This is a genomic window from Catenulispora pinisilvae, from assembly GCF_015356865.1.
Lineage (GTDB): Bacteria > Actinomycetota > Actinomycetes > Streptomycetales > Catenulisporaceae > Catenulispora > Catenulispora pinisilvae.
In genome coordinates this window covers 54,523-79,004 of sequence record NZ_JAAFZA010000010.1, presented here as the reverse complement: position 1 = coordinate 79,004, position 24,482 = coordinate 54,523, and the positions used below count along the sequence as shown (strand labels likewise).

Here is a 24,482-nt window from a genome sequence, read left to right as displayed (position 1 = left end):
TGGCCGCGGTTCTGCTGGGACGGCTCGCAGTCCGGCTGGGGCTGCCGCCGATCGTCGGTGAACTACTCGCCGGCGTGCTGCTTGGACCGTCGGTGCTCGGCAACCTCGCACCGTGGGTGAGCGTGCGGGTCTTCCCGCAGGTGCCGCAGCAGACCCAGCTCCTCGACGCGGTCTCCCAACATGGAAGGAGTTTTCGGCGCTTTCGCAGTCGGCGTCCTGGTGGGGTCTTCCGGCCGGTCGGCGTCAGCCCGGCTGGAACCGCTGAGCGAGATGGCGATGTCGGTGCTGGCGCCGGTGTTCCTGGCCGACGCCGGCCTGCGCGTTCAACTCAGCGCCCTGAAGGATCCGGCGGTCCTGCTCTTCGCCCTCGCTGTGCTGGCCGTCGCGATCGTCGGCAAGTTCAGCGGGGCCTACATCGGTGCGCGGCTCAGTCGTCTGAGTCACTGGGAGGGCGTGGCCCTGGGGACCGGTCTCAACTCGCGAGGCGTCGTAGAGGTGGTCATCGCATCTGTCGGGCTTCAGCAGCATATTCTGACGGTCAGCACGTACACCATCATCGTGTTGGTCGCCATTTCCACCTCCGTGATGACCCCGCCCTTGCTGAAATCCGCCGTGGCGAGGATGGAGAGCGAGGCCGCCATGCCGGAGGTCCTGATCGACGAACGTATGGCCGACGCTGCGAAATGACGAAATGACGAAGGTGCCCCGGTCCTGCGGGACCGGGGCACCTTCGTCATTCGGCGTCGTTCGGTGTTATTCGGTGTTCTAACGGCCTTCGCCTTCGTCAGCCGGCCTGGCAGCGGCCAAGGCCTTGCCGAGAACGTCCGCGGCATCGGCCACAGTACGGATACCGGCGAGTTGCTCGACGGTCAGATCGACGGGCAGTCCGTAGCGTTGCTCGACACTGTGCGCCAGCCAGGCGATCTCCATGGAGTCGACGAGCTCGGAGCGCTCCTCGTCATCCCGCCCCCCGGTCAGGCCGGCGAGCATATCGATCACTTCCGCTCGGGCCAGAACCGGCTTCTCAGTGCGTATATCCTCGCTCATTGCTACTCCAAGGTGAGATCGGGCTTCTTCTCCGGGTCAATGTTCTTCAACGTCTCGGTGATCGACCGGGCAACGCGGCACCGGCCGCCTGGCGCAGCACCGACGGGTCGCGCACCACCTTGCCCGTGGTCGTCCGCGGCAGCTGGTCGAGGATGCGCACTTTTCGCGGCATCTTGTAACGGGCCAGCCGCTCCCCCAGCGCCTGGTTGAAAGCATCGACCGTCATGTCGCCGACCGGCTGAACATACGCAGTGATCTCCCCGTCGTGGACCACCACCACCGCCGCCACCCCGGGCAGAGCCGTGATCGCCCACTCGACCTCGGTCAGGTCGATCTTCAGGCCCCCGACCGAAACCTGCGAGTCCAGCCGGCCGCGGACCGTCACCAGCCCCGAGTCCGGGTCGACGAGCCCGGCATCCCGGGTCCGCAGCCAGCCGGCGGACCACCGGGGATTCTCCGAATCGCCGACGTAAGGAGACGAGGGGCGACTCACCCACAGCTCGCCCGCGACTTCGCGAATCTGCATGCCGGGAGCGGGCATGACGCCCGGCCGGTGCCGGCCGTGCAGATCGGTGGCGATGACACCGGTCTCGGTCATGCCGTACATGTTGCCCAGCGGGACGCCGAACCGGTCCTCGAAGGCGCCGGCGGTCACCGCGGGAACAGGTTCGCCGCCGATCGTCATCCGCCGGAGCTGCCCGAGCCGCCGTGTCTGGTCAGTCGAGGTCAGCAACCCGACGTGGAAGGGCACTCCCAGCACTGTCGCCGGCGTATCGTGCGCCGACACAGCATGGAGGATGGCCTCACCGCTGAGCCGGCTCGGCGGCTGCAACTCCACCCCGGTGTGCAACCCGAACAGCAGACCGCCGACCAGGCCCAGGACGTGGACCACCGAGGGCAGCAGGATGACTCGCTCGCCGGGCACCGGAACCCCGTCGATACCGGTATAGCGCCGCACTTCGGCCACCAGGTCGGCAGCGCCGCGACCGATCACTTTCGCCGGGCCGGTCGAACCCGAGCTGAGCTGGATCACAGCGTGCTGTGAGCCGGCCGGATCGGCGCCGAGCCGGACGATCTCCTCCTCGACATCGAAGAAGACCTGCAACGCCGCGCCGCCGGTACGCCGCGCGCGTACCAGCACCTGCGGAACCAGGCGTCGCAATGCCTGATCGACTTCGTAGTCGGTCAGGCGGTGATCGAGGAGCACGGCCTGGGCACCGGTTCGCCACACGGCGAGCAGATCGACCAGATAGCCAACCGACGGCGGGAGCCGCAGCGCCGCGGCGCCACCGGCACGCAGGCCGGCGTCGACAAGCCGGGACTGCCGCTCGATCACCAGCCGCCGCAGTGTCGCCCGGTCGATGGGTTCGGACAGTCGCAGGCAGATCTGCTGCGCGGGGCCTTTCAGCAGGAATTCGTCGACCCAGTCCGCAGTCGGCAATCCTGCCGAGTCGGTGGTTGACAGCCTCATTCATGCCCCCGCGGATCGACTGACGGCTCCTATAAGGAGTCTGAGCTCCGCCGTCGATCCAGGCCAATATCCGTCCCCATAGCCGTGAGCTATCCGCGGTGGGCTATGCGGACATCACCTTCCGGGCCGCTTCGATGAAGTCCTGGACCAGAGCTGAGGGGTCATCGGCACGCCAGGCCAAAGCCAGTGTGGAGAACGAGAGGTCCGTGATCGGGACGAAGCGAACGTTCGGCCGCGCGTAGAAGCGCCCGACGGATGCATGGGTGATGGAAATCGCCAGCTCGGCGGCGACGACGGTCAGCATCTCCTCGACCGAGGCGGCTGTCTCATCGCTCAGGACGGCCGGTCGGCCGCCGCGCCGATCGTCGCCCCGCCAGTACGCGCGCCACACCGGCGAGACCTCGTCGGGCGCCCGGACGAACTTCTCGTCGGCGATCTCGGCGAAGGCGATCGACCGACGCCCGGCCAGCGCGTGTCCCGCCGGCAGAATGGCGACCCGGGGCTCGGTGCCGAGGGGAACAGTCGTCAGGCCGGCCAATTCCTCAGGCGCGTAGGGCGGCCGGATGAAGGCGACGTCCACACCACCGGTGCGCACCTGCGAGACGTGGTCCACGAAGGTCAGCGCCCGCAGCTGCACGACGGCCTCCGGACGCCGCAGCTTGAAGTCCGCGAGGATCGTCGACGTGTGCTCCGCGGCCGCCTGAGCCAGGAAGCCGACGGCCAGCCGCGGACCGTCGCCGAGGGCTATCGATTGAGCCGTCTCGACAGCGCGGTCCGCCGCGGCCACCGTCCGCAGCGCCTCTGTCAGGAAAGCCGCACCGGCCGGAGTCAGCGCCACCGACCGGCTGCTGCGGCTGAACAACTCGATGCCGAGCTGCCGCTCGAGTTGCTTGATCTGCTGACTCAGCGCCGGCTGCGCGATATGCAGCCGCTCGGCGGCCCGTCTGAAGTGCAGCTCCTCCGCGAGCACGATGAAGGAGCGAAGAGTCTTCAGTTCCATCCGCGAGTCCTCACGTGTACAAATGATGCCCCATCAACCTCTGTAGGCATCCGGGTTCATTTGCCGTGCCGCCGCATGAGCCTACTGATTTACGGCGGCCACGAGCGGAAAATCGAAGCAGGCACCTGACAGCCTCCGCAAGGAGTCAGCTGCCGCTCCGATCTCCGCTTGGTCTGTGAGCTGCGGAATCCGGCATTCATCGGTCCAGCGCGCTCACGCATCCTCGGCGAGCAGCTTGTACAGGGCCTTGCGAGCCTCGACGAGGATCGTGGTGGCCTTGGCCTTCTGCTCCTCGGTGCCGACCTGCGCGACCTGGCGGGCCGCGGTGCCGATCTGGTGGACACCGTCCCGCAGCGCCAGGTGGGCCTCCGGCACGCCGGTGCCGAAGTTCTCCCACGGCCGGTTGTCCGGCGCCTCGGCCACGGCGGCCCGTCCGGCCTCGGTCAGCTCCAGCAGCCGCTTGCCGCTGGACGCGTCCGCGGTGACCTTCCCCTCGTCCTCCAACAACTGCAAGGCGGGATAGAGGGCACCCGGGCTCGGACGCCACAACCCGCCGGTGCGGGTCTCCAGTTCCTGGATCATCTCGTAGCCGTGCATGGGGCGCTCGGTCAGCAGGGCCAGGACCGCCGCGCGCACATCGCCGCGCCGGGCCCGTCCGCCCCGCCCCCCGCGAAGCTCGCCGGCGTCGTCCCAGCGGCCGCGCGACTCCCCTCGGCGTCCCCATCCGCCGTCCGGTCCCCCGAACCCACGGTCCGAACGCTCGAAACGCTCGCGGCCCTCGCCGCGGCCCCGGCCGCCGTGTCCGCCGCCCCTGCGGTACTCATCGCCATACATGATCGGGTTCCTCTCGCTCACTCTCTGGATGCGTTAAAGATATATCTAGATCCATCTAGATACAACTCGATAGCCCCTCGAGAACCGGTGACCGGGTTGGCCGCCCAGCGTTCATCCGGCGAACATTTCCCGACTACGCCCCGTGACTACCATCCAGCCATGACCCCCAAGATGACGCCTGAGCAGGCCGCGAACCTGTCGATGGCCGAACAACACGAATGGTTCCAGCAGCTCACCGCCGGCCGCCGTTCGCTGCTGCGCGGCGGGCTGGTCGGCGCCGGTGTGCTGGCCGCCGGCTCCGGCGTGCTCTCCGGCCGGGCCGACGCCGCAGTCGCGAACAACGCGCGCGCGGCGAGCACCCCGACCGTGCCGACCCGACCGACCGCCGCGCCCCTGCTCGCCGCGGCCGCCCGCCCGGCGGGCCGCTCGGTCGTCCCGTTCGGCCGCCACATCTCCTACGGCGCCGACCCGACCACCCAGATCTCGGTGGTCTGGCAGGTCCCCGCCGCGGTCACCAACCCGTACGTCCGGATCGGCCACTCGCCGCTGGACTTCGGCGAGAAGATCAAGGCCCACCTCTCGGTGCTCAGCACCCCGTTCACCGACATCAGCGCGGTGGACTCGGTGCCGCTGGTCCACCCGGCCGCCGTCGAGCAGTACTACATACAGGCCCGCATCAGCCATCTGCTGCCCGGCCAGACCTACTACTACGCCGTCGGGCACGACGGGTACGACCCGGCCGCGGGCCCCCACATCGAGCCGGCCCGCCCCTTCACCACCGCGCCCTGCGGACAGCCGGACTACACCTTCACCGCGTTCGGCGACCAGGGCGTGTCCTACGACGCGGTCGCCCTGGCCACCACGGTCCGGTCCCAGAACCCGGCGTTCCACCTGCACGCCGGCGACCTGTCCTACGCCAACGACGGCGGCAGCGGCCAGATCACCAACAGCTACGACCCGCGGGTCTGGGACTCCTTCCTGGTCCAGAACGAGCTGTTCGCCGCCTCGATCCCGTGGCAGCCGGTGGTCGGCAACCACGAGATGGAGCCCTGGTACTCCCCCGACGGCTACGGCGGTATCTTCGACCGCTTCGCCCAGCCGACCGAGGGCCAGGCCTACTACTCCTTCACCTACGGCAACGTCGCGTTCATCGCGCTGGACGCCAACGACGTGACCTTCGAGTACAAGGCCAACTTCGGCTACAGCCAGGGCAAGCAGACCGCCTGGCTGAACAAGCAGCTCGCCGCCCACCGCGCGAACCGCGCCATCGACTTCATCGTCGTGTACTTCCACGAGTGCGCGTACTGCACCGCCGACGCCCACGCCTCCGACGGCGGGGTGCGCGCCGCGTGGACCCCGCTGTTCGACCAGTTCGACGTCGACCTGGTCATCAACGGCCACAACCACGTCTACGAGCGGACCGACCCGCTGCGCGGCGGCGCGGTGACCACGGCCGCCCCGACCGGCTCGACAGTCCGGTCCAAGGCCTACGGCACCACCTACGTGGTGGCCGGCAGCTCCGGCAACAGCCTCTACCAGTTCCCGGTCGCCGACAGCTACGAGAACGACGTCGACAACGTCGCGCCGTTCGCGTCCTGGGTGCGCGACTCCGCCGGCGGTCAGACCCCGGAGACGGTCGACTGGTCGCGGGTGCGTTACACGGGCTACGCGCTGCTGGCCGTGGACGTCAAGCCCGGCCGGTACGGCCGTCCCGCGCAGCTGGTGCTGCGCGCGGTGAACGAGTACGGCGCCGAGGTCGACAAGCTCACGATCGAGCGCTGAGCCGATAGCCGACCCGGCCCGGCCCGGGCGGCGGCCCGGACTCCACGCCGCCGCCCGGGCCTCAGTCAGCAACTCGGTCACCCAGCAGGGGTCGTGGAGCCGGTCCAGCGGCTCACCCGATCAAGAACGCCGTCCGGCTGCTCAGCGCGGGCCCGAGCGCGAACCACCCGGTCGTCGCGAGCAGCATCACCGTCAGACCCAACCCGGTGAACGCCACCCCGCTGCGTGACAATCCTTTGCGACTGGCCACAACCGCCAGGCAGGCGATCGCCCACGGCAGGAAGCTCAGCGCATACCGCCCGGCGACAACCGCGAAGTACCGCCCGCTGGTCGCGAACACCTGAGTCTGGACGACGAGCGCGATCACCGAGATACCGGCCGCGGTGCCGACCGCCAATTGCCAGCTCCAGGACCGGGTACGGCTGGTGGCCATCAACACGAACGGCGCGGCACCGAGCACGACGCACAGCAGGGTCGCCCAGATCACCACCGTCTCGCCGTTGACCGGATCGGCGAGCCAGTAGTTCGTCGTCAGATGCTGGAACGTGCCGAACAGGTTGCTGAGCAGGTCGCCGGCCACGGATCCGGTGAGCGGCTGACCGTCGGCCAGGTTCGGGTTCACCCAGCCCGCCTGGCCGCGTCCGCTCTGGAACAAGGTCCAGCCGCCGTAGACACCGCAGAACGCGACGCCGACCGCGAGCGCGATCCGACCGGTCCGCACCGCGGCGCCCCGGTCGCCGCGCCGCCAGGCCGCCACCGCGAGCACCAGGACGACCGCGCCGACCACCAGCATCGGCACGCCGTTCAGGATCTTCGTTCCAGTGGCCAGCGCTGTGACGACGAACGGCAACACCCAGCCGGTCCGACGTTCCACCACCACCCGCGCCAGTACGTACAGCGCCGCCGCCCCGCACAACGCGCACGGCGCGTCACTGCTGAGCGAGCTCGCGGCGGCCAGCACCCCCGGGCACAACGGCAGCAACACCGCGCCCAGGCAGGCATAGCGCCGCTCCAAGCGGAACGCACGCAGCGCCCCGTACAGCATGAGCATCCCGGCGAACAACCACAGCGCGCCAACGACCCGGCCCGCGGTGATGAAGTCGTGCCCACCCGGCACGAGGGGACCCAGCGCCCGGCCCAGATAGCCGGTGACCAAGTAATAGAGCGGCGGATCGCCGAACGTATAGTCCTGCGCGTCCGCCTGGAAGCCGTCGGTGAACCCCGCGGCGCAGTCCGCCGACGCCACCGCGGCACCAAGATCGTGGCAGTACCACTCGTAGCGGATCTCGGCGTCGACGACCGCGCCCTTGGCCGGAAGCCGCCCGTGCGAGACCTGGTACGCGTAGTCGGCGTGCGCGGGCTCGTCGACGATCGAGAGCTGCGGTGCCCGGACGACCACCAGCACCACCAGCGAACAGGCGAGCGCCAGCAGCCCGAGCACAACCGGCAGCACCCCCCGCAACGGCACGCCGAGCACGGCGAACCGACCGCTGATCCGCCCGGCGAACGAACGGGTGAACGTCCGCCGTCGCGGCACCACCCCGGCGACCACCGGGGAAACTGTGGCATCGAGCCGCCGCGGGCCGAGACCGCCGCCGACCGGAAGACCGTTTTCATGCACTCGCATCCCGTGCATCGTGGATCTCGGCCTTTAAGCCGCCGTGAAAGGTTCCTTAGGAAAATTCACGTTCCGCGAATGCACACTCTTAACGCTCTGCGCCGGCGCAACCGGGCGCCGGCCGAGAACTCGCCGCCCCCGCATAGCCGGAACGGTTCAGCCGACCAGCCTGTTCAGCTCGGCGATCAGCTCGATCTCCGACGGGTCGACCCCGGACAGGGCAGCGGTGTAAACGCTGACGAAATCGGCCAGCAACACTAGGGAGAGCATTCTCTGGGTCCGCGTTTCGCCCTGGGCGGAGACCCAGTGCGTCGAGCCTCCGGCGCCGGCGATCAGTTCAGCGGTGAGCTCCATGCGGCGCACGGCCGCGGGGTGCTGGTCCGCTCGGTCCTCCAAGAACAACGCCGACCATGACCCCGGTTCGTCTAGGTGTCCCCACACGCACAGTTCGTGGTGGTCGGCCTCCAGCAGTTCGGAGGCGAAGGCCAGTCGCTTGCCGGTCTCGTTGAGCTGGGTCTTCCACCGGTGTGCGGCCGCCGTCGTGGGTCCGCTTCCGTAGATCATCACGCCTTTGTCGTGGAAGGCGTGCGCGAGTGACTTGGCCAACGAGTCCGCGGGGGACTCCGGACCCCAGGCCTGTACCAGGCCGTCGAGGAAGTCCGCGGCTTCGGCGACTTCCGCTCGCAGGTCCGGCCCCACGTCGGCGGCGGCGGCGCAACAGAGCGCTGTGACGATCGCGTACGACGTCAGCGCTCGCGGCTGAAAGCCGGCCGGGACCCGCACCAGCGGCAGGCCCCGCTGAGCGGCCATCTCGACCAGACGGCCGCCGCTGGTCAGCGGAACCACGGTGGCCCCGGCCGCGTGAGCGGCCGCGAAGTATTCCAGCGTGATATCCGTGTTCCCGGAGTAGCTCGGGCAGAAGACGAACGTCCCCGGGCCCACCCAGGGATCCGGAAGATAGCCGCGCACGGTCTGAATCGGCCGGCGCGCCCGGGGCCCCACGATGGCGGCGGTGATGTCCCCGGCGACCCCGGAGCCGCCGACACCGCAGATCACCAGCCCGCCCGGGAAGTCGCCGCGCGGAAGGTCCACGCCGTTCAGGAGTGTCAGAGCTTCACGGATGTGCCTCGGTTGCGCGACGACATCGTTGATCATGAGCCGGGCGTCCGCACGCTCGACCGCGGGGCGGGCCAGCGGGTCCGCCATGTGCGCTTCGCCGGGCGCCTTCTCGTTGGTCTCGGACTGACCGATCATGTTCTCCCCTGCCCTACGAGCCGATGTCGTGCGTGAACCGACAGGTCTGCGGATCGTGCCGGAAGCCCGCTCGATCCCAGATCCGTCGCGCCTCGGCGGTGTCGGCGACCGGGGCGCCGACCCGCACCGTGCCGAATCGGCTCAGCCAGTCCACGGCGGCCGCGATCAGCGTCAACCCGATGTCTTCCTGCTCTTGCCACTGAGGGTGCAGCACCACGCGGTGCACGGTGCCGCGCCACCCGTCCCAGGCAGGAAGCGCGGACCCCACCACCAGGCCGGCGTCGAGGGCGACGAGCACGGTCGCGTAGGGGTGGGCGAGTACGCCGGCCAGGCTCTCGACGTTGTCGGTCACGCTCTTGCTATGACCGGCTGCCTCCCACAATTCGAGTACGGCATCAAGGTGTGCGGGCTCCGCGATGCGGACAGCGACGTCCTGCATAGTCCTAGGCAGCCTGCTTGAGGATGTCCAGCAACTGGTCGGCGATGGCCGGCCAGGCCTTGGCCGCGACGCGGGCCGGCCCCTCCGGTCCGCGGGAGGCCTTCCAGTCGTCCCGCAACGCCTCCTGGACCCGCTCGCCGATGGCCTGCGTGTCGCCGCCGGGGTACACGGCGCCCGCCACGTCGGCGACGATGTCCGTGACCCCGCACTGATCGCTGGTCAGCACCGGCGTGCCGCAGGCCAGGGCCTCGATCGCGGTCATGGGATAGGGATCGAACTCGCTGGGCAGCACCAGCAGGTCGATGGCGTTGAAGACCTCCGCCAGCCGGTGCCGGTCGGCGATGTGCCCCCCGAAAACCGCCTCCTGCATACCGAGACGCTTCGCCGCGTCCATCGCGTCCGACAGGGCCGGGCCGTCCCCGATCACCAGCGCTTGCGGGCGCCGCTCGGCGGGAATCGCGGCCAGCCCGGCCAACATGTCCGGCACGCGCTTGTACGCGACGATCCGTCCGACGTAAGCGACGCACGGCCTGGCCGCCGACAGGCCGAACGGTTCCAGAACCGCCGCCCGATCGACCGGGGCGGGCTGGAACACGTCCGGGTCGTAGCCGGGGGAGACGATGTGGATCCGTTCCAGATCGATGTCGCCCGCTTCGGCCATCAGCGCCGCGATGGCCGGCGCGACGGCCACCACTTCGCGCGCCGCCTGCATGCCGTGGCGCCGATACGTGTCGAACGCGGCGTTCTTGCGCGGCCGGAGGAACTCGCTGCCGTGTGAGACCACGACGTAGGGAAGCGTCGGGATGCTCGCCGCGGCACAGGCGATGAGGAACGCGTGGTTCACGACCAACACATCCGGTTTGAACTCCTGCGCGAGGTCCGTCAGCGCGGAGGTCCACACGTCGAGGTATGTCGCTATACCGGCTTCGTCGACGTCGTCGTAAAGGAGATGGCTGTCACGGTGGCCGCTGAAATTGGGGAAATCGAAGGGGAGATTCCACCGCGAGGGCCGCCCCGGGGTTCCGATCGTCTCCTGACGGAACGCAAACGTGTCGACGGCGCTTCCGGCAAGACACAAGACCAGTGCCTCATGTCCTTCCGACAGCAGATGTTCGGCGACCTTTCGGAGATAGATACCGCTTCCTGATGCGTCGAGCGGAGTGTGGGTGGCAAAAAGGATGCGCATGGGTCCTCTTCAATCGCGGCCGGCCGGATGGGGGTCGATCAGGCGACCATGACTCGGGACATCTCCCGGTCGCCGGTGTACGCGGTCCGGCTGTGGAACCAGATCCGGTTGTCGAGCAGGTAGCCCTGTCCGGCCTGGAGCGCGAACCGCCGCTCGACGGATTTCAGGGCGGCCTGGAACGCGGGCATGGTGCGGGTGACGTCCCAGGAGAAGTGGACGAGATGGTCGAACCGCAGCCGCAGGCCCACGACCTCGCCGTCTTCAAGGTGGATGATCGGGCCGACGTACTCGTCGGTCCCGGTCCGGAAGATCGCCGCCTGCGAGGAGGTCACCGCCGCCAGGGCGGCCGGGTCGTGTTCGGCCAGGTACCGCACGACGTCGCGACCGCGGTAGAGAACCGTCTCGCCGCCCTGGTCGGAGGCCTGCTTGCACCACAGCAGCAGATAGCGGGGCGGTACCTTCGTCGCCGGACGGTCCGTGTGGGCCAGCAGATCCCCGGTGGTGAGCCCGACGTCCACCCGGCCCTCGGTCAGCCGGATCGGCGTGACGCCCCGGGCGTCGCCGTGCGGGTGGATCATCACCTCGCCGACACCGCGCGCGGCCCGCAGGAGGGCTTCCTCGTCGGGACAGGCGAAGGTCAGCAGACCGGCGGAATCATTGATCCGATCCTCCAGGCCGACGTCCGGAATATCACCGATGAAGTGCGGAAGTTGAGTCGCTGAAGACTTCGACATATGCGAACCCCCCGATACATGAAATGTAAGTTCATCGCCCTGACCTCTCAGGCCTTCTAGATCATAAGCGATAATCTGTATCAAACCACGAAGTTCGGCATGGCACAAGGGATTGAAGCATTCTGCTTTAGACCGAGGCACGCCGGGGAACGTCAGGGATGGAACGGCCGTGTTCGCCATGGAACAGCGCCGAGACAGAACGTCACCACCAAGCACAAGGGAGCGGGTATGCGACTTCGAATCTTCACTGAACCGCATCGGGGTGCGGACTACTCGACTTTGCTGACCCTCGCCAGGGCGACCGAAGCCCTGGGCTTCGACGGGTTCTTCCGGTCGGACCACTACCTGAGCAGCGGACCGGTCAGAGAGCTGCCCGGCCCGACCGACGCCTGGATCACGCTGGCCGGCCTGGCCCGCGAGACCGAGCGCATCCGGCTCGGGACCCTGGTGAGCCCCGCCACGTTCCGCTTCCCGGGCCCGCTGGCGGTCAGCGTGGCCCAGGTCGACCAGATGAGCGGCGGCCGCATCGAATTCGGCTTCGGCGCCGGATGGTTCGACGGGGAGCACGCCGCCTACGGCATCCCGTTTCCCGAGCTGCGCGAACGGTTCGAGCGCTATGAGGAGCAGCTGGAGGTCATCACCGGTCTGTGGGAGACGCCCGAAGGCGAGCGGTATTCCTTCGCCGGCAAGCACTACACCGTGACCGACTCGCCCGCGCTGCCCAAGCCGGCGCAGCGGCCCCGGCCGCCGCTGCTGGTCGGCGGCTTCGGCACCAAGCGCACGCCACGGCTGGCGGCTCGTTTCGCCGACGAGTTCAACGTGCCGTTCTGCGACGTCCAGGAGACGGCGGCGGCGTTCGGCCGGGTCCAGAAGGCCTGCGCCGCCGCCGGTCGCGAGCCGGCCTCGATGGTGTACTCGGCGGCGCAGATCGTGTGCTGCGGGCGGGACGACGCCGAACTGGCCAGGCGGGCAGCGGCGATCGGACACCGGCCGGAGGACCTGCGCCGCCGGGGACTGGCCGGAACGCCCGCCGAGATCGCCGAGCGGATCGCCGAGTTCGCCGGGATCGGTGCCGACACGATCTATCTGCAAGTGCTCGACCTGAGCGACGTCGATCACCTGGAACTCCTCGCGGAGTTGCTGCCGCTCACGAGCGGGATGTCATAGCGGGCGCGCCCACCATGTCAGGGAGCTGTCTGTGCTCGGCCCGCGCCGTACACGGTGCCGGGCCGGATGCCGCCATGGGACGGTCGGGATCCTCGGCGAACCTGCCCAGGGCGAGCATCAGCGTCTCCCCGAATTCGGAGACAACGCTTCGCGGATACAGCTTGTGCGGCACGACCATGTTCACGACGAGCTCGTTGTCGTCGTCAGCGATGAAGACCATGAGGTTGGACACGTTGGGATCGCCGCCCAGCTCCTGCTCGACGAAGGTCGCCGTCGCCTCGCCCATGGGCCGCGAGGACACACCCGTTTTCGTGTAGTTGCACCACAACCACGGCACGGCGTTCACGTCGGTTCTTGCCTCGGCGACGTCCATCGATCCGCTCTGGTCTTCCCGGGCCGCGCGCAGGGTGGAGCCGATCATCACCCTGGACGGGCTGGACGGGGCGCCGCCGCCCTGGGAGAACGCCATGACCGCCTTGCGGGGCATCTCCAATTCGCTCGCCCTCGCCTGGCTGTCCGCCGCCAGGGCGGCGACCTCGGCCAGGGTCAGGTGGCACGGGCATGACGCCCCCGACGGTCGCACCCTGATGACGGTCGGCTCGGCGAAGTCGTTGACGACGCGCATCTCGCCGGCACCGTTGCGCCGGGAGCGCGGATTGATGATGCAGATGTCCCGCATGCCGCTCACGATGTGAGCGGCGAGGTACATGGCGCCGAGCATGACGGACAACGGCGACAACCCGAGCCGGCGGTAGGTCGCCTTGAGTTTCGCCACAGTCTGAGCCGGAACGACGAAGTTCGTCAGGGTGGTGGCGCTCGGGACGCTCTGCCCGTAGTCGCGGCAGCCCACCGGCCCGAGCAGGTCGAACGCCGGCGGCTCGGGGTACTGCGCGAAGTACTCCCGCCACTTCGCAGCCAGGGTCGGCCAGCCGGCGGCACCGTACCGTTCCTTCTCGACCGGGGCGGCGTGCACCGACGTCAGCTGCTCGGCGAGGTCGGACGGACGTCCCTCGACCTTCGCGGAGTAGATCTGAGTCAGATCCTCGTACAGCACTCCGAGGGACTCCGCATCGCTCACCAGGTGGTCGATCACGAGGACCGCGAAGGTGAGGTCCGACCGGACGGCCGCCACGGCACCCAGGATGACCGGCGTGGTGTCGTAGGCCAGCCCCGCCTGCGCGACCTCGCCGATGTGAGCCCAGATCCGCGCCAAGGCCTCCTGGCGCGAGAACGCGGTGAGGTCCATTCGTTCCGGCTTCCAGGTGTCCGCGAAGTCAGTCCGGGTCGGGGCGATCTCTCCGTGGCTGTCGATGAAGCCGGTGGTCAGCACGTCGTGCCGACGCACCAGATCGACCAGGGACTGGCTGAGCAGGTCGTGGTCGACGTCGCCGCTGATCTCCAGGACGAGCGGGACCGGCTTGGCGTCGGCGCTGCCCCGCGCCTTGATCTGCTTCTTGATCCGCGCCAGCTGTAGTTCCTGCTTGGCAGTCAGGACACTGTCCTGAGTCGCCTCGCCTTGCTCGGCACGGGCCGATGTGAACAGTGCGAGTTGCTCTCCGAACGTCCTACAGGCGATCAGCTCGGACAAGCGCGCCTGGAAGCCCTTGTCGAGCATCTTGGCCAGCAGCAGCATCGAGGTCACCGATGTGCCGCCTTCGGAGTAGAAGTTGCTGTCCGGACTCACGCCGTCGATGTCCAGTAGCTCGTGCCAGGCCTCGGACAGGACGACCCGGACGTCGTCGGGCCCTGAGTCCCCGGTGATCCCGCGGATCTCGCGGATCTCGCGGTACTCGTCAGGTTCGGAATCGAGCCTGGTCAACGTTCTCGCACCTCGTTCTTCTCAGTCGGTCGGACAGACGCTCACGCGGACCAGTAGGTCTGCGCTCGCCGGTCGCGCCGCCGCGACAGCGGGTCGTGGATGAGCCGGCTCGCCCAGCCGACAGGGGTGGCGACCAGGAAGTAGCCGACGGAAAGCAGGATTTTGCCCATCGTTTTCACAGCCTCGCGGTTCGTGAGCCGGCAGGACACTCAGTCCAGGGGGATCTCCGTACGCCAGTCACCCTCCTCGCTCCACGCGGGCTGCTCGCTCTTGTGCAGGAGGAAGTTCCCCATGGCGAGCATGTCGATGTTGGTCCGCATGAAGCAGGTGTAGGCGTCGTGCGGCGAGTTCACGATCGGCTCGCCGCGGACGTTGAACGACGTGTTGACCAGTACCGGGCAGCCGGTACGGGCTTTGAAGGCGGACAGCAGTTCGTGGTACCCGGGATTGCCGACCGCGGACACCGTCTGCACCCGCGCCGAACAGTCGACGTGCGTCACGGCGGGAATGGTGGAGCGCTGCACGTGGAGCAGGTCGATGCCGGTGGCACCGCTGTCGGTCACCGGCAGTTGCCGGGCCGCGGCCACCTGCGCCACCAGGAGCATGTACGGACTCTCCTGGGAGAGGTCGAAGTAGTCCTTGGCGTCCTCGGCCAGCACCGCCGGCGCGAACGGGCGGAACGATTCACGGAACTTGGTCTTGAGATTGATCGCCGACTGCATCGCGGGATCGCGCGGATCGCCCAGGATGGAACGGGCGCCGAGGGCGCGCGGGCCGAACTCCATGCGGTTCTGGAACCAGCCGACGATCTTCCCGTCGGCCAGTGCGGCCGCGACGTCGCCGACCAGGTCTGCCGGATCGAGGCGGTGGTGCGCGATCCCGCGGCCTCGCAGGTACTCGGCGATCTGGGCGTCGCTGAAGGCGGGACCGAGCAGCGCGCCGGACATGGCGTCCTGCCCGGTGCCGACGTGGTCGCGTCCGGCTCCGTGCTCCATCGCCACGGCCAGAGCGGCCCCCAACGCGCCCCCGGCATCGCCGGCGGCGGGCTGGATCCACAGTTCGTCGAAGATCCCGCCCTCGACGATCTTCCCGTTGGCGACACAGTTCAGCGCCACGCCTCCAGCCAGGCAGAGCGTGGATTCCCCGGTGCGCTCCCGCGCGGTGCGGGCAAGGCGCAGCATGACCTCTTCGGTGACCTGCTGAACGGACGCCGCCAGGTCGAATTCGCGCTGGGTCAGCGGTCCCTCCGCCTCGCGACGCGGTCCGTCGAAGAGCTTCTCGAACGCCCGACCGGTCATCACGTGCCCGCGCAGGTATTCGAAGTAGCGCATGTCCAGGTGGAACGAACCGTCCGGCTTGATGTCGATCAGCCGTTCCCTGATGAGGTCCGCATACCGGGGCACGCCGTATGGGGCCAGACCCATGAGCTTGTATTCACCGGAGTCGACCTTGAAGCCACAGAAATAGGTGAAGGCGGAGTACAGCAGACCGAGCGAGTGCGGGAAGCGGATCTCGCCCAGCGCCGTGAGCTCGGTGCCCCGGCCGTGCCACAAGGTCGTCGTGGCCCACTCTCCCACGCCGTCCACACACAGCACGGCGGCGGATTGATAAGGGCTGGGGAAGAAGGCCGAGGCCGCGTGGGACTCGTGATGCCGCCGGGCCACGATGCCCGGCACCGCTCCCCGGTCCAGGGACTCCAGTTCCCCCCGGACGACCTCGAGCGTACGGAGCTTGCCGCCCTTGCCCAGCCAGCGAGGCACCGTATCGCGGAAGGAGGTGACGCTGGTGGGTGCGGCGCCCACCAGCGTGGCGAGCACTCTGCGGAACTTCAGTCGGGGGTCCTCGTAGTAGGCGACCGCGGAGACGTCTTGGAGCGAAGCGCCCAGTTCGTCGAGGCAGTAGCCGACAGCCTGCGCGGGGAACGACGAGTCGTGCCGCTTCCTGCTGAAACGCTCCTCCTGCGCCGCCGCGACCGGTACTCCGTCGCGCACGATCGCCGCCGCACTGTCGTGGTAGTAGGCCGAGATCCCGAGAACCAGCTCAGACACCGAAGCACTCCTCCCCTGCCGATGTGACCGCCTTCGTATGCCGCCACCGGCGCTCCGCCCGGTGGCCGGCCCCGCGGGCCAGGAATCCACGGGGCGGATTGAGCGACCGGTACCCGGAGCGCACCCGGTCCCAGACCTCGGAGCGCCCGTCCGGCCCGGAGGAATCCGGCAGGCTCGACATCAGCGTGTCGACGGCGTCGGTCGCCCACGCCGAATGCCCGGTGGCAACGTTGTCGATGGTGTTGTGGATGTCCACGAAGCGGGTGTTGAAGCCGTACGTGCGCAGCGCCATCGCCGCCCTGCGGTAGGTTCCGCCCACGCCGGACAGTTCCATGGCCAGATTGAGGCCGAGCACCTCGGGCAGGAACGTCCGCGGAAACCGCCCGATGCACAGCCAATAGACGGGCAGCTCGAAGGACGTGTCGCGGAAACCGGGCCACCTGGCGAACTCCCGCGACGCCGTGGGCGGAAGGTCGACGTCCATCCCCTTCAGGACCTCACGGTAGATCAGGGGATGGTTGAGCTTGGGCTCCCCGTTGCCGAGCTCGTCCCAGTAGGTCTCGAACAGCGAGTGGCCGATGCCCGAAGACGCGAGCTCGTAGTCGGTGAAGCCCTGAAGCCAGCTTCCGTCGATCAACGTGAGCGGAGCCGTCTGCACGGCGTCGTCCACCACGGCCTCCCGCGACGGCAGCTCGGTTTCCGCACTTAAAACGAACTGCTCGGCGTGTCCGTCGTGCTGCGCCTGGAGCCAGGGACGCAAGCCCTCGGGTTTCCACCGCTGCGGCAGCGACACGGACTCAGGGCCCATACGATGCCGCGTCCGGCCCAGCCATCCCGTGACATAACGCAGGCTCCAATCGCGCAGGTCTGCGCCGGCGGTACGCACCATCAGCACGTGATAGGCCTCACGCAGGTCCCTCGGACCGGTTCCGGCCACCGGCGCGGAAGTCAGCAGGAACGGAAGCCGTGCCAGCCGGTCCGGTTCGGCCTCCCGGCCCGGGACGGGCCGTGGACCGGTCGACTCCTCGTCGCGAGCGGCCCGTCCCGGGCCGGTTCCGGCCGGAAGAGAGTCGACCCACCGGCTGATGACGCCGAGGTCGTCCGGAGAGAAGACCCTGAACATCGGGCCGCGTTCGCTGACCAGACCATTGATCAGAGGACTGATGCCCGATCGTCCCGGCTTTATCAGCCTGCTGCGTGCCAGGACTTCGAGGAAGGGGTACGGATCACGCAGGCAGTCCTTCAGCCACGCCGCCACCGGCCGCTCTTCGAGCATCACCTGTCCGTGATACACAGAGCCCTCCCTGGCACGGAGCATCATCAGCTGCGCCATGTCGTAGGTCGGGTCGAGCGAGACAGACAGCTCGTCGTGCAACGCCTCGACCTGGCCGCGCAGAGCGCTCAGCGCCCAGGCGAAGCCCGCGTACACCCGTTCCTGCGACGCCGGTCCGGCCTGGATGAGAGCCTCGGCGATGTCAGCACACTGCGCGGTCGGCGAAAGGCCGTCGCCTCGGGTCCCCGAGTAGTCGATCGCCTCCCAGTCGGCCTGTGCCTCAGGTCTGACAAGGACGAGCGGCGGCGGAAACGCCACCGCACGCAGGCAGAGGTCCGCACCGATGAGTTCGGCGCAGAAATCGCCGGGGCGCCGGCTCATCAACAAGAGCAAGGCCGGAAGACGGAACGCCTCGTCACTGACGCGCGGATCGGTGTTCAGGCGAGCCAGGGGGACGGCGTTCTCCGAAAGCCGCAGCTGCCGCAGCAAGCCGAGGTAGGCGCTCCCCCTGGCGGCACCCGGGTGGCCGACGCCGATGTCGGACGCGTAGAGCGCGAGGATCCGCAGGAACAGCGGATCGTCCCCGGATCCCGGGCTGGTCAGCCATTGCAGCCAGGCCCCGGATGCGAGTCCGAGCGGAGCCCACCCCAGGGCTGCCCTCCGGGCCAGGAGCCGGCGGCCCTCGCCGTCGGCGTCCTTCCCCAAGGCCGCAAAGTGCTCCGCCGAAGTAGTGGACCAGTGCGCGGCCTGACGGACCAACGTATCCAGCTGCTGTTCACCACCGACCGCCGACCGCGACACCTCAGCACGGACCACGTCGACCAACTCGCCGGCGGGAACGGAGGCCTCCGGGTCGGCCACGCGGGCGTAAATCCTCCGGAAAGCGGAACCGCCACCACCGCCCGGCGTGGGCGCGGCGGACGCTCGCGCGCCGGCAGACATCGCATTCGTGGGCATCGCAACTCCCCGTCTTGGACCAAGCACACGCACTTCGCGGAGCTTAAGAATGTGCGTTCATTCGGGATGAAGGTCTAGTGACCCGGTCCGGAGATTCGCCGCGCGCTGAACTTAATAGAACCCAGTGGCCCCATCATCCACGCTGGACGCACCGGTCAGGCCTTGGAGCCAACCAGGATCCGGCGGCCAGCCCAGCGCGGCGCTGGAACCGATTCGCATCACCTCTGCTTCTCGACCGGCGGTTTGGCTGTGGCGACGAATCTCCGAACCGGGTCACTAGGCGAGATCGAGCGCCTCCGCCGTGATCCTGGCGACGAGGTCGTGACCGGCATCGTTGTAATGGACGCGGTCGACGAACAGCCAATCCTGATCGGTGATCGCCGCGGCCACGACCGGGTTCAGGTCGAAGAAGCGCACACCCTGCTGCTCGCAGCCGACGCGGAGCGCCTTGGCGTACGCCTCCGCGAACTCCTGCGTGGCGATGTCCCCGTAGACGTCGTCCCAGGGGCCCAACTCGGCCATCCGGTCGTTCTCCTCGAACAGCGTCTTCTCCTGCGGCGCGGGACGCTTACCCATCCATCGCGACATCGGCTGCAGGACATAGGAGATCCGCGTATTCGGCCCGGCCATGCGGCGCCAAAGGTCGAGCTGGCGGATCGTCATCTCAGCAGCGCTGTCGATCACCGTGGGCATGTCGCGGCGCACATCGTCGAGTGTGGAGACGGTGGGTCTGCCGCCGTCCGACCCCGATCGGCGGCCGAAGAGCCTGGACCCTCCGCGGCTCTGTTCCCGCAGCTCCTCCATCTTGGTGAAGTAGTCGCCGCAGAAGAAGAACGCACCGTGGTCGCCCTGCTGCCACTCGGGCAGCCTGGCCACCACCACGGCGTTGATCCCGGAGAAGATGACGATCTCGTCGATGTCGCCGAGCAGGTGGCGGTACAGCGTGAGCAGCAGCACCTCTTGCGTCGGGGTGAAGCAGTAGCTGCCGAAATTCAGCCACGGCCGCGAGGGCGCGTACTTGCTCCACAACAATGAGGACAGCGTGTGCGAGTCGCTGCTAGCGCCCACACCGAGGGCGGTGGAGCCGCCCGCGAGGATGCGGACCGGCCCCGGCGGGAGCGGACCGGCGGCCGAGGCCTTGGCCCCGCCGGGTCCGGTGCTGATCCGGAAGCCGGACCGGTCGGTGTTGACCGCCTGGGTCGCGAAGTCGGTGCGGTGGAAGAACATGAGATAGGGCAGGTAATGACGCTGGCCAGGGTCCTTCATGTCGTCGTAGTCCCGCATCTGCGGGGTCAGCTCGTATCGCTTGAGTTTCACGGATTCCCGTTTCGCCGGCTGTTCGAATCGTGGGGACGGAAGCGCGGGGCATGGCGAGGGCGCCGAAATCCTCATGAAGATGAGGACCTCGGCGAGGACTCAGCGCGCTTCGACCGAGTCGGACGCCCCTTCCCAGGGCACGTCATTCAGCACGTCGTTCATGCCGATCAGGCCGAACAGCTCGCTCAAGGAGGCCAGCGAGTACTCGATCGGGGCCGTCGAGTCGTGCTTGGCGATGGACGCCAGCACCTCGGTGACCGCCTTGACGGAGACCCGGATCGCGTGGTTCGCGTAGATGATGCCGCGGATCCCCATGTCGCCCAGCTCCGTCGCGGTGGTGCCCGCGTAGGTGGTGGGTACGCACAGTACGGGCACATTCCGGCCCGTGGCCTGCCAGCGCCGGCAGAACTCCCGGATCTCGCCGGCGTCGGAGAGCCGGCTGTGGATGAGCACCGCGTCCGCGCCGGCGTCATGGTAGAGCTCGGCCCGCGAGAGCGCGTCGTCCATACCGGCCCCGGCGATGAGTGACTCCAGCCGCGCGACGACGACGAAATCGGTGTCGAGCTGGGCCGCCTTCGCGGTCGCGATCTTCTGGGCGAACGCCCGCGGCTCCTCCAAGTGCTGGCCGCCGCGGAAGCTGTTGCGCTTGGGATACTGCTTGTCCTCGATGCAGATCGCGTCGATCCCCGCCGCCTCGTAGAGCCGCACCATCCGGCGTACGACGTTGACGTCGCCGAATCCGGCGTCCACGTCGGCGATGATCGGCAGCGTGCACGCGGCGCGCATCTGCGCGGCGGCGTTGACGAACTCGGTCATCGTCAACAGGCCGGCATCGGGGACCAGGTAGGAAGAGGAGATCCCGAGGCCGCCGGCCCATATGGCCTCGAATCCGGCGTTCTCGGCGAGCTTCGCGGTCAGCCCGTCGTGCGCTCCCATGATCCGGAGGTGGCCCGGTCCGCTCAGCATGTGACGAAGTGTGTTGCCCACGGTCTTGTGCTCTCCCCGTAGTCGGCTCGGATGACATCGCGCCGGTCATCGTGCCCTGCGAACAGGAGGGTGAGCCGGCCGACTCCTGCTCGGGTCGGCCCCCGCCGGCGAGGGCTATACGTACGGACGAATTCCGCAAACGTGTACGGACACAGATACTCTCAGCACCGCAGGACATCGTCAAGACCACTTCCAGACCCCTGATATACGCTGGCTGTTCACCCAGGTTCGCCAACGCCCAGGGTCCTGGGCCTGTCGGTGCGCCACCACCGCCGCGGCCGGCGCGCGCCGAACGGCTCGACGACAGCCGCGGTGTAGACGAACCCTGACTTGCCCAGGCCATGACCGGCTGAAACCCGGAGCCCCGAACGGAATATGCGGAACTATGCAAAGACTTTGACGCGGCTTACGTTGACAAGGACGCTATGCGCGATAATCATTCGACCATGGCCACGGGTGAGACACCATCTCCGCCAGGGGCGCAGAGTCTGCGTCCGGACTTCAAACACTTCGAAGGCGACGCGGCCCTTTATGACTCTTCCAAACCCGTATACCCCGACGCTCTGATCACGCGCATCGTCACCGCGATGCGGGGCCGCGAAGTCTTGAATGTCGGGTGCGGCACCGGCATCGAAGCCCGCCAGTTCCAGGCCCACGGATGTGCCGTCCTGGGCGTGGACCCCGACGCGGGATTGGCGCGGTTCGCCCGCGGCACCGGTGTGCCCGTCGAAGTCTCGGCCTTCGAGGCGTGGGAGCCCGCGGACCGGGCGTTCGACGCGGTCGTCGCCGGGACGGCCTGGCACTGGATAGACCCGGTCGCCGGTGTGGCGAAAGCCGCTCAGGCGCTCAGACCGGGGGGTCTGCTCGCACCGTTCCACCACGCGATGCACACACCGCCGGAGTTGGCCGACGCCATCGGGGAGGGCCTTCCGGCCTGGACAACGCGTTCGGCGGCAGCCTACCGACAGGTGGCGCCGCACTCCACGCTCGACGGCGACGGCCGGCGAAAGCCGTCCACGGAGCTGTACCAGCCGCTGTTCGACGGCATCGCCGACGGGATCCGCCGGGCGGGCGGGTTCGACGAACCCGACCAGTGGCGCTTCGAGTGGGAGCAGCGGTACTCGCGCGAGGAGTGGCTGGATCTGCTGCCCACCTTCGGTGCCGTCGCGAAGCTTCCGCCCGACAAACTGGCGAAGGCCTTGGACGCGGTGGGCACCGTCATCGACGGGATGGGAGGCAGTTTCAGCATGCCGTACACCACCGTCGCCGTTGTGGCGGTACGGAGAGATTCTGATTGAGAAAGCCGAACAAGCCAGGGTTGCCATGGGGGCGGCACTGAGATTCCTCCACATTTCCAGGGAACCTCGATCGACCGGCAAAAGGGGAAAGCATGAGCCACGGTTCGGCGACGGACTTCGCCAAATTCGAGACGATTCTTGACGCCGACGCTCTGCGCGGCGTCGCCGCGTTGACCGCCGAGACGTGCGGGGACCAGGTACAGCGGATGCTTGCCGACGCCCAGGTGGCCGAGCGACTGCGCACTGACGGTCTGGTGGTGCTCTCCGGGCTGGACGCGCTGCCTTCGCCGGACTGGTCATGGGTCTTCGTCGCGATCTGCGGCGCCCTGGGCAAGCTCCAGCCGCAGGGAGCGAAGGACAGCGGACAGGTCGTCAGGGAGGTCCGCTACCGCCGTGGCAGCCTCCAGGAGAGGACCGTCCGGTACTCCGACAGCCGCTCGGGCGGCAGCTACCACAGCGACGGCGTTCCCGTCCCCGGTCCGCTCCCCGATGTATTGGCGCTGCTGTGCGTGCGGCCAGCGCCGCGCGGCGGCGAGCTGGTCTTCGTGGACTCGACCTCCGCGCTGGAGGCCGCCACGCACCGGATGCCCGGGCTGCCCGCCGCCCTCAGCCGCGACTTCCACTTCGACCAGCGGCGCGAGGACGACCCCACGGCGACGGCGGTCCGCCGGATCGTCGAGCGGCACGAGGGCGAAGACCGGCTCGTCTACTTGCGGGACTACGTGGAGTCCGGCCACCGGATCGCCGGGGTCCGCCCGCTGGCCGCGGACGAGATCGAGGCCATGGACGTCCTCGATGAAGTGCTCGCCGACGAGGCGCTGCACATCGAGGGCAGGCTGGCGCCGGGGCAGATCGCGATCAACGACAACCACCGGTTCGTCCACGGGCGGCATGAGTTCCCCGACGAGCAGGACGAGCAAGGCGGCCGGTTGATGCTCCGCTGCTGGATCAGGGCATCGAAGGGCGAGTGAGGACGTCCGCCCGACGCGGCGCCGGTGGGACAACGCCGGCGCCGGCGCGGCTTCAGGTCAGGACACCAGCGGTGCGCGCTCGGCAAGACGGAGCGCGAGCCCGGCGTGGTGCAGGTCGTCCTCGTCGTGCGGCACATCGAGAATCAGAGCGCTGATTCCGAGCTGCAAGTAGCGGCCGAACATCTGCGCCACCTCCTGGTAACTGCCGACCAGGTAGGGGCAGAAGGTCTTGTACGCGCGGAACGGGTAGAGCCAGTAGCCCTCACGCGGCTCGGAGGAGCGGAGGGCCTCGGCGGAGAGCTTGCGGTGCCAGCGCGACTCCACCGCGCCTGCGGCCAGGTCGTGCAGTTGTTCGCCCAGCTGGTCGTCGGGAAAGCGGCCGCGGGCGACCTGCCAGGCCTGCTCGGTGCTCTCGCGGGCGATGATGCCGAGCCTGATGCCGTTGCCGCGCAGGACGTCGGGCGCCTGGGCATAGTCGCCGATGAACTGCGGGTAGAACAGGCGGACCGCGTCCAACACCCGCGCCGCCTCGATGCAGGCTTCTGACGAGCCCGACAGGTAGGTACGCGGGGTCAGATCGCCGGGCAGTGGAATCGTCAGCCGCGCGGTCGACAGATCGTAGAATTCGCCCCGCTGAGTGAGCGCGGGGCCGCCGGCCAGCAGCCGCCCGACGATCCGGCTGTACTCGACGAGCCGCAGGTAGCGCTCGTCGTGGCCGAGCGTGTCGCCCAACTCGTGCATATGACGGGCGAAACCACCGGTGACCAGGTTGAGGTCGACTTGCCGGCCGTACTGGAAGCCGAGCGAGCTGACCGCCCGCGCCACGTCGAACGGATGGCGGAACAGCGGCTGCACCGCGACCAGCGGCACGATCGACTCGGTGTGCTCGATCATGAGCTGCGCGACCTGCCACGGATCGACGAGCGTGTTGTCCGTGTAGACGAGCAGCCCGCGGTAGCCGGCCGCCTCGGTCCACCGGGCCGCGTCCAGGGCCAGTCGACGGAACTCGCTCCCGGATACCCCGTCGGAGGACGGAGCGGTCGTGTAGACGGTGAGCACGACGTCAGCCCGCCTTCGGTGGGCGAAGTCGGCCTACCGGGTCAGAACATCGGATAGATCGAGGCGTCATTCTTTCGTTTGGCGCGCTTCTTGCGGCTGAAGACGCGGACAATCCGGCGCATGAAAGCCATGCTGGATACTCCCTTGAGCAGTGATTCACAGGTACGTCTCGCCTATCGGCGATTACCTCCCCCGTGATGATCAGACGCATCGCGTTCGTA

21 protein-coding genes are annotated in these 24,482 nt (G+C 68.4%); 5 read left to right on the top strand and 16 right to left on the bottom strand.

What is annotated here, in order from left to right; translation table 11 throughout:
- Positions 1–180 precede the first annotated feature (180 nt).
- Entirely contained in the window at positions 181–687 is a 507-nt protein-coding gene (locus IZR01_RS05060; protein WP_228555109.1) for a cation:proton antiporter, read from the top strand.
- A 78-nt stretch (positions 688–765) separates the two neighbouring features.
- On the opposite strand, the gene IZR01_RS05055 is transcribed toward IZR01_RS05060, so the two are convergent.
- From IZR01_RS05055 to IZR01_RS05040, 4 genes are all read right to left on the bottom strand, one after another.
- On the bottom strand, positions 766–1,047 hold the full coding sequence (locus tag IZR01_RS05055; RefSeq protein ID WP_194896233.1) for an acyl carrier protein: 282 nt from the start codon (positions 1,045–1,047) through the stop codon (positions 766–768).
- A 46-nt stretch (positions 1,048–1,093) separates the two neighbouring features.
- Positions 1,094–2,518, bottom strand: coding sequence for a class I adenylate-forming enzyme family protein (locus IZR01_RS05050; RefSeq protein ID WP_194923061.1), 1,425 nt, complete (start codon positions 2,516–2,518; stop codon positions 1,094–1,096).
- Between the two features lie 103 nt (positions 2,519–2,621).
- Positions 2,622–3,518: a LysR family transcriptional regulator gene (locus IZR01_RS05045; RefSeq protein WP_194923060.1), complete on the bottom strand. Its 897-nt coding sequence runs from the start codon at positions 3,516–3,518 to the stop codon at positions 2,622–2,624.
- Positions 3,519–3,731: 213 nt separating this feature from the next.
- On the bottom strand, positions 3,732–4,352 hold the full coding sequence (locus IZR01_RS05040; protein WP_194923059.1) for a PadR family transcriptional regulator: 621 nt from the start codon (positions 4,350–4,352) through the stop codon (positions 3,732–3,734).
- A gap of 159 nt (positions 4,353–4,511) precedes the next feature.
- On the opposite strand from IZR01_RS05040, the gene IZR01_RS05035 reads away from it, so the two are divergent.
- Complete coding sequence (locus IZR01_RS05035) at positions 4,512–6,134, top strand: purple acid phosphatase family protein (RefSeq protein WP_194923058.1); 1,623 nt, start codon at positions 4,512–4,514, stop codon at positions 6,132–6,134.
- A gap of 112 nt (positions 6,135–6,246) precedes the next feature.
- Here the strand turns inward: IZR01_RS05035 and IZR01_RS05030 are convergent, their stop codons facing one another.
- From IZR01_RS05030 to IZR01_RS05010, 5 genes are all read right to left on the bottom strand, one after another.
- Positions 6,247–7,761: a glycosyltransferase family 39 protein gene (locus IZR01_RS05030; RefSeq protein ID WP_194923057.1), complete on the bottom strand. Its 1,515-nt coding sequence runs from the start codon at positions 7,759–7,761 to the stop codon at positions 6,247–6,249.
- A 147-nt stretch (positions 7,762–7,908) separates the two neighbouring features.
- Positions 7,909–9,006, bottom strand: coding sequence for an SIS domain-containing protein (locus tag IZR01_RS05025; protein WP_194892119.1), 1,098 nt, complete (start codon positions 9,004–9,006; stop codon positions 7,909–7,911).
- 13 nt (positions 9,007–9,019) lie between these two features.
- Positions 9,020–9,445, bottom strand: a complete 426-nt coding sequence (locus IZR01_RS05020) for a GNAT family N-acetyltransferase (RefSeq protein WP_194923056.1) — start codon at positions 9,443–9,445, stop codon at positions 9,020–9,022.
- Positions 9,446–9,449: 4 nt separating this feature from the next.
- Complete coding sequence (locus tag IZR01_RS05015; RefSeq protein WP_194923055.1) at positions 9,450–10,631, bottom strand: glycosyltransferase family 4 protein; 1,182 nt, start codon at positions 10,629–10,631, stop codon at positions 9,450–9,452.
- A gap of 38 nt (positions 10,632–10,669) precedes the next feature.
- The gene (locus tag IZR01_RS05010) at positions 10,670–11,365 is read right to left on the bottom strand and encodes a TauD/TfdA family dioxygenase (protein WP_194892122.1); all 696 of its coding nucleotides are present in this window, start codon (positions 11,363–11,365) and stop codon (positions 10,670–10,672) included.
- Positions 11,366–11,593: 228 nt separating this feature from the next.
- Here IZR01_RS05010 and IZR01_RS05005 point away from each other — a divergent pair, with 228 nt between their 5' ends.
- Positions 11,594–12,532, top strand: a complete 939-nt coding sequence (locus IZR01_RS05005; RefSeq protein WP_194892123.1) for an LLM class F420-dependent oxidoreductase — start codon at positions 11,594–11,596, stop codon at positions 12,530–12,532.
- Here IZR01_RS05005 and IZR01_RS05000 read toward each other — a convergent pair.
- The 6 genes from IZR01_RS05000 to IZR01_RS04980 form a co-directional block, all read right to left on the bottom strand.
- A complete protein-coding gene (locus tag IZR01_RS05000; protein ID WP_194923054.1) occupies positions 12,513–14,351 on the bottom strand; it encodes a condensation domain-containing protein in 1,839 nt (612 codons plus the stop codon). The two genes, IZR01_RS05005 and IZR01_RS05000, sit on opposite strands and share 20 nt — an antisense overlap.
- Positions 14,352–14,392: 41 nt before the next feature.
- A complete protein-coding gene (locus IZR01_RS52120) occupies positions 14,393–14,521 on the bottom strand; it encodes a hypothetical protein (RefSeq protein ID WP_267254762.1) in 129 nt (42 codons plus the stop codon).
- Positions 14,522–14,560: 39 nt separating this feature from the next.
- Positions 14,561–16,399 (bottom strand): carbamoyltransferase family protein, encoded by a 1,839-nt coding sequence (locus IZR01_RS04995; protein ID WP_194892125.1) that lies wholly within the window; start codon positions 16,397–16,399, stop codon positions 14,561–14,563.
- Positions 16,392–18,533 (bottom strand): iron-containing redox enzyme family protein, encoded by a 2,142-nt coding sequence (locus IZR01_RS52995; protein WP_323746917.1) that lies wholly within the window; start codon positions 18,531–18,533, stop codon positions 16,392–16,394. The genes IZR01_RS04995 and IZR01_RS52995 overlap by 8 nt, the downstream gene beginning before the upstream one ends.
- A 372-nt stretch (positions 18,534–18,905) precedes the next feature.
- On the bottom strand, positions 18,906–19,946 hold the full coding sequence (locus tag IZR01_RS04985; RefSeq protein WP_194892127.1) for an SGNH/GDSL hydrolase family protein: 1,041 nt from the start codon (positions 19,944–19,946) through the stop codon (positions 18,906–18,908).
- Positions 19,947–20,045: 99 nt separating this feature from the next.
- On the bottom strand, positions 20,046–20,912 hold the full coding sequence (locus tag IZR01_RS04980; RefSeq protein ID WP_194892128.1) for an isocitrate lyase/phosphoenolpyruvate mutase family protein: 867 nt from the start codon (positions 20,910–20,912) through the stop codon (positions 20,046–20,048).
- A gap of 467 nt (positions 20,913–21,379) precedes the next feature.
- Here IZR01_RS04980 and IZR01_RS04975 point away from each other — a divergent pair, with 467 nt between their 5' ends.
- The gene (locus IZR01_RS04975) at positions 21,380–22,231 is read left to right on the top strand and encodes a class I SAM-dependent methyltransferase (RefSeq protein ID WP_194892129.1); all 852 of its coding nucleotides are present in this window, start codon (positions 21,380–21,382) and stop codon (positions 22,229–22,231) included.
- Positions 22,232–22,323: 92 nt separating this feature from the next.
- Positions 22,324–23,202, top strand: a complete 879-nt coding sequence (locus IZR01_RS04970) for a TauD/TfdA family dioxygenase (protein ID WP_194892130.1) — start codon at positions 22,324–22,326, stop codon at positions 23,200–23,202.
- A gap of 57 nt (positions 23,203–23,259) precedes the next feature.
- Here IZR01_RS04970 and IZR01_RS04965 read toward each other — a convergent pair whose 3' ends face one another.
- A complete protein-coding gene (locus IZR01_RS04965) occupies positions 23,260–24,261 on the bottom strand; it encodes an LLM class flavin-dependent oxidoreductase (protein WP_194923052.1) in 1,002 nt (333 codons plus the stop codon).
- Positions 24,262–24,482: the final 221 nt, after the last annotated feature.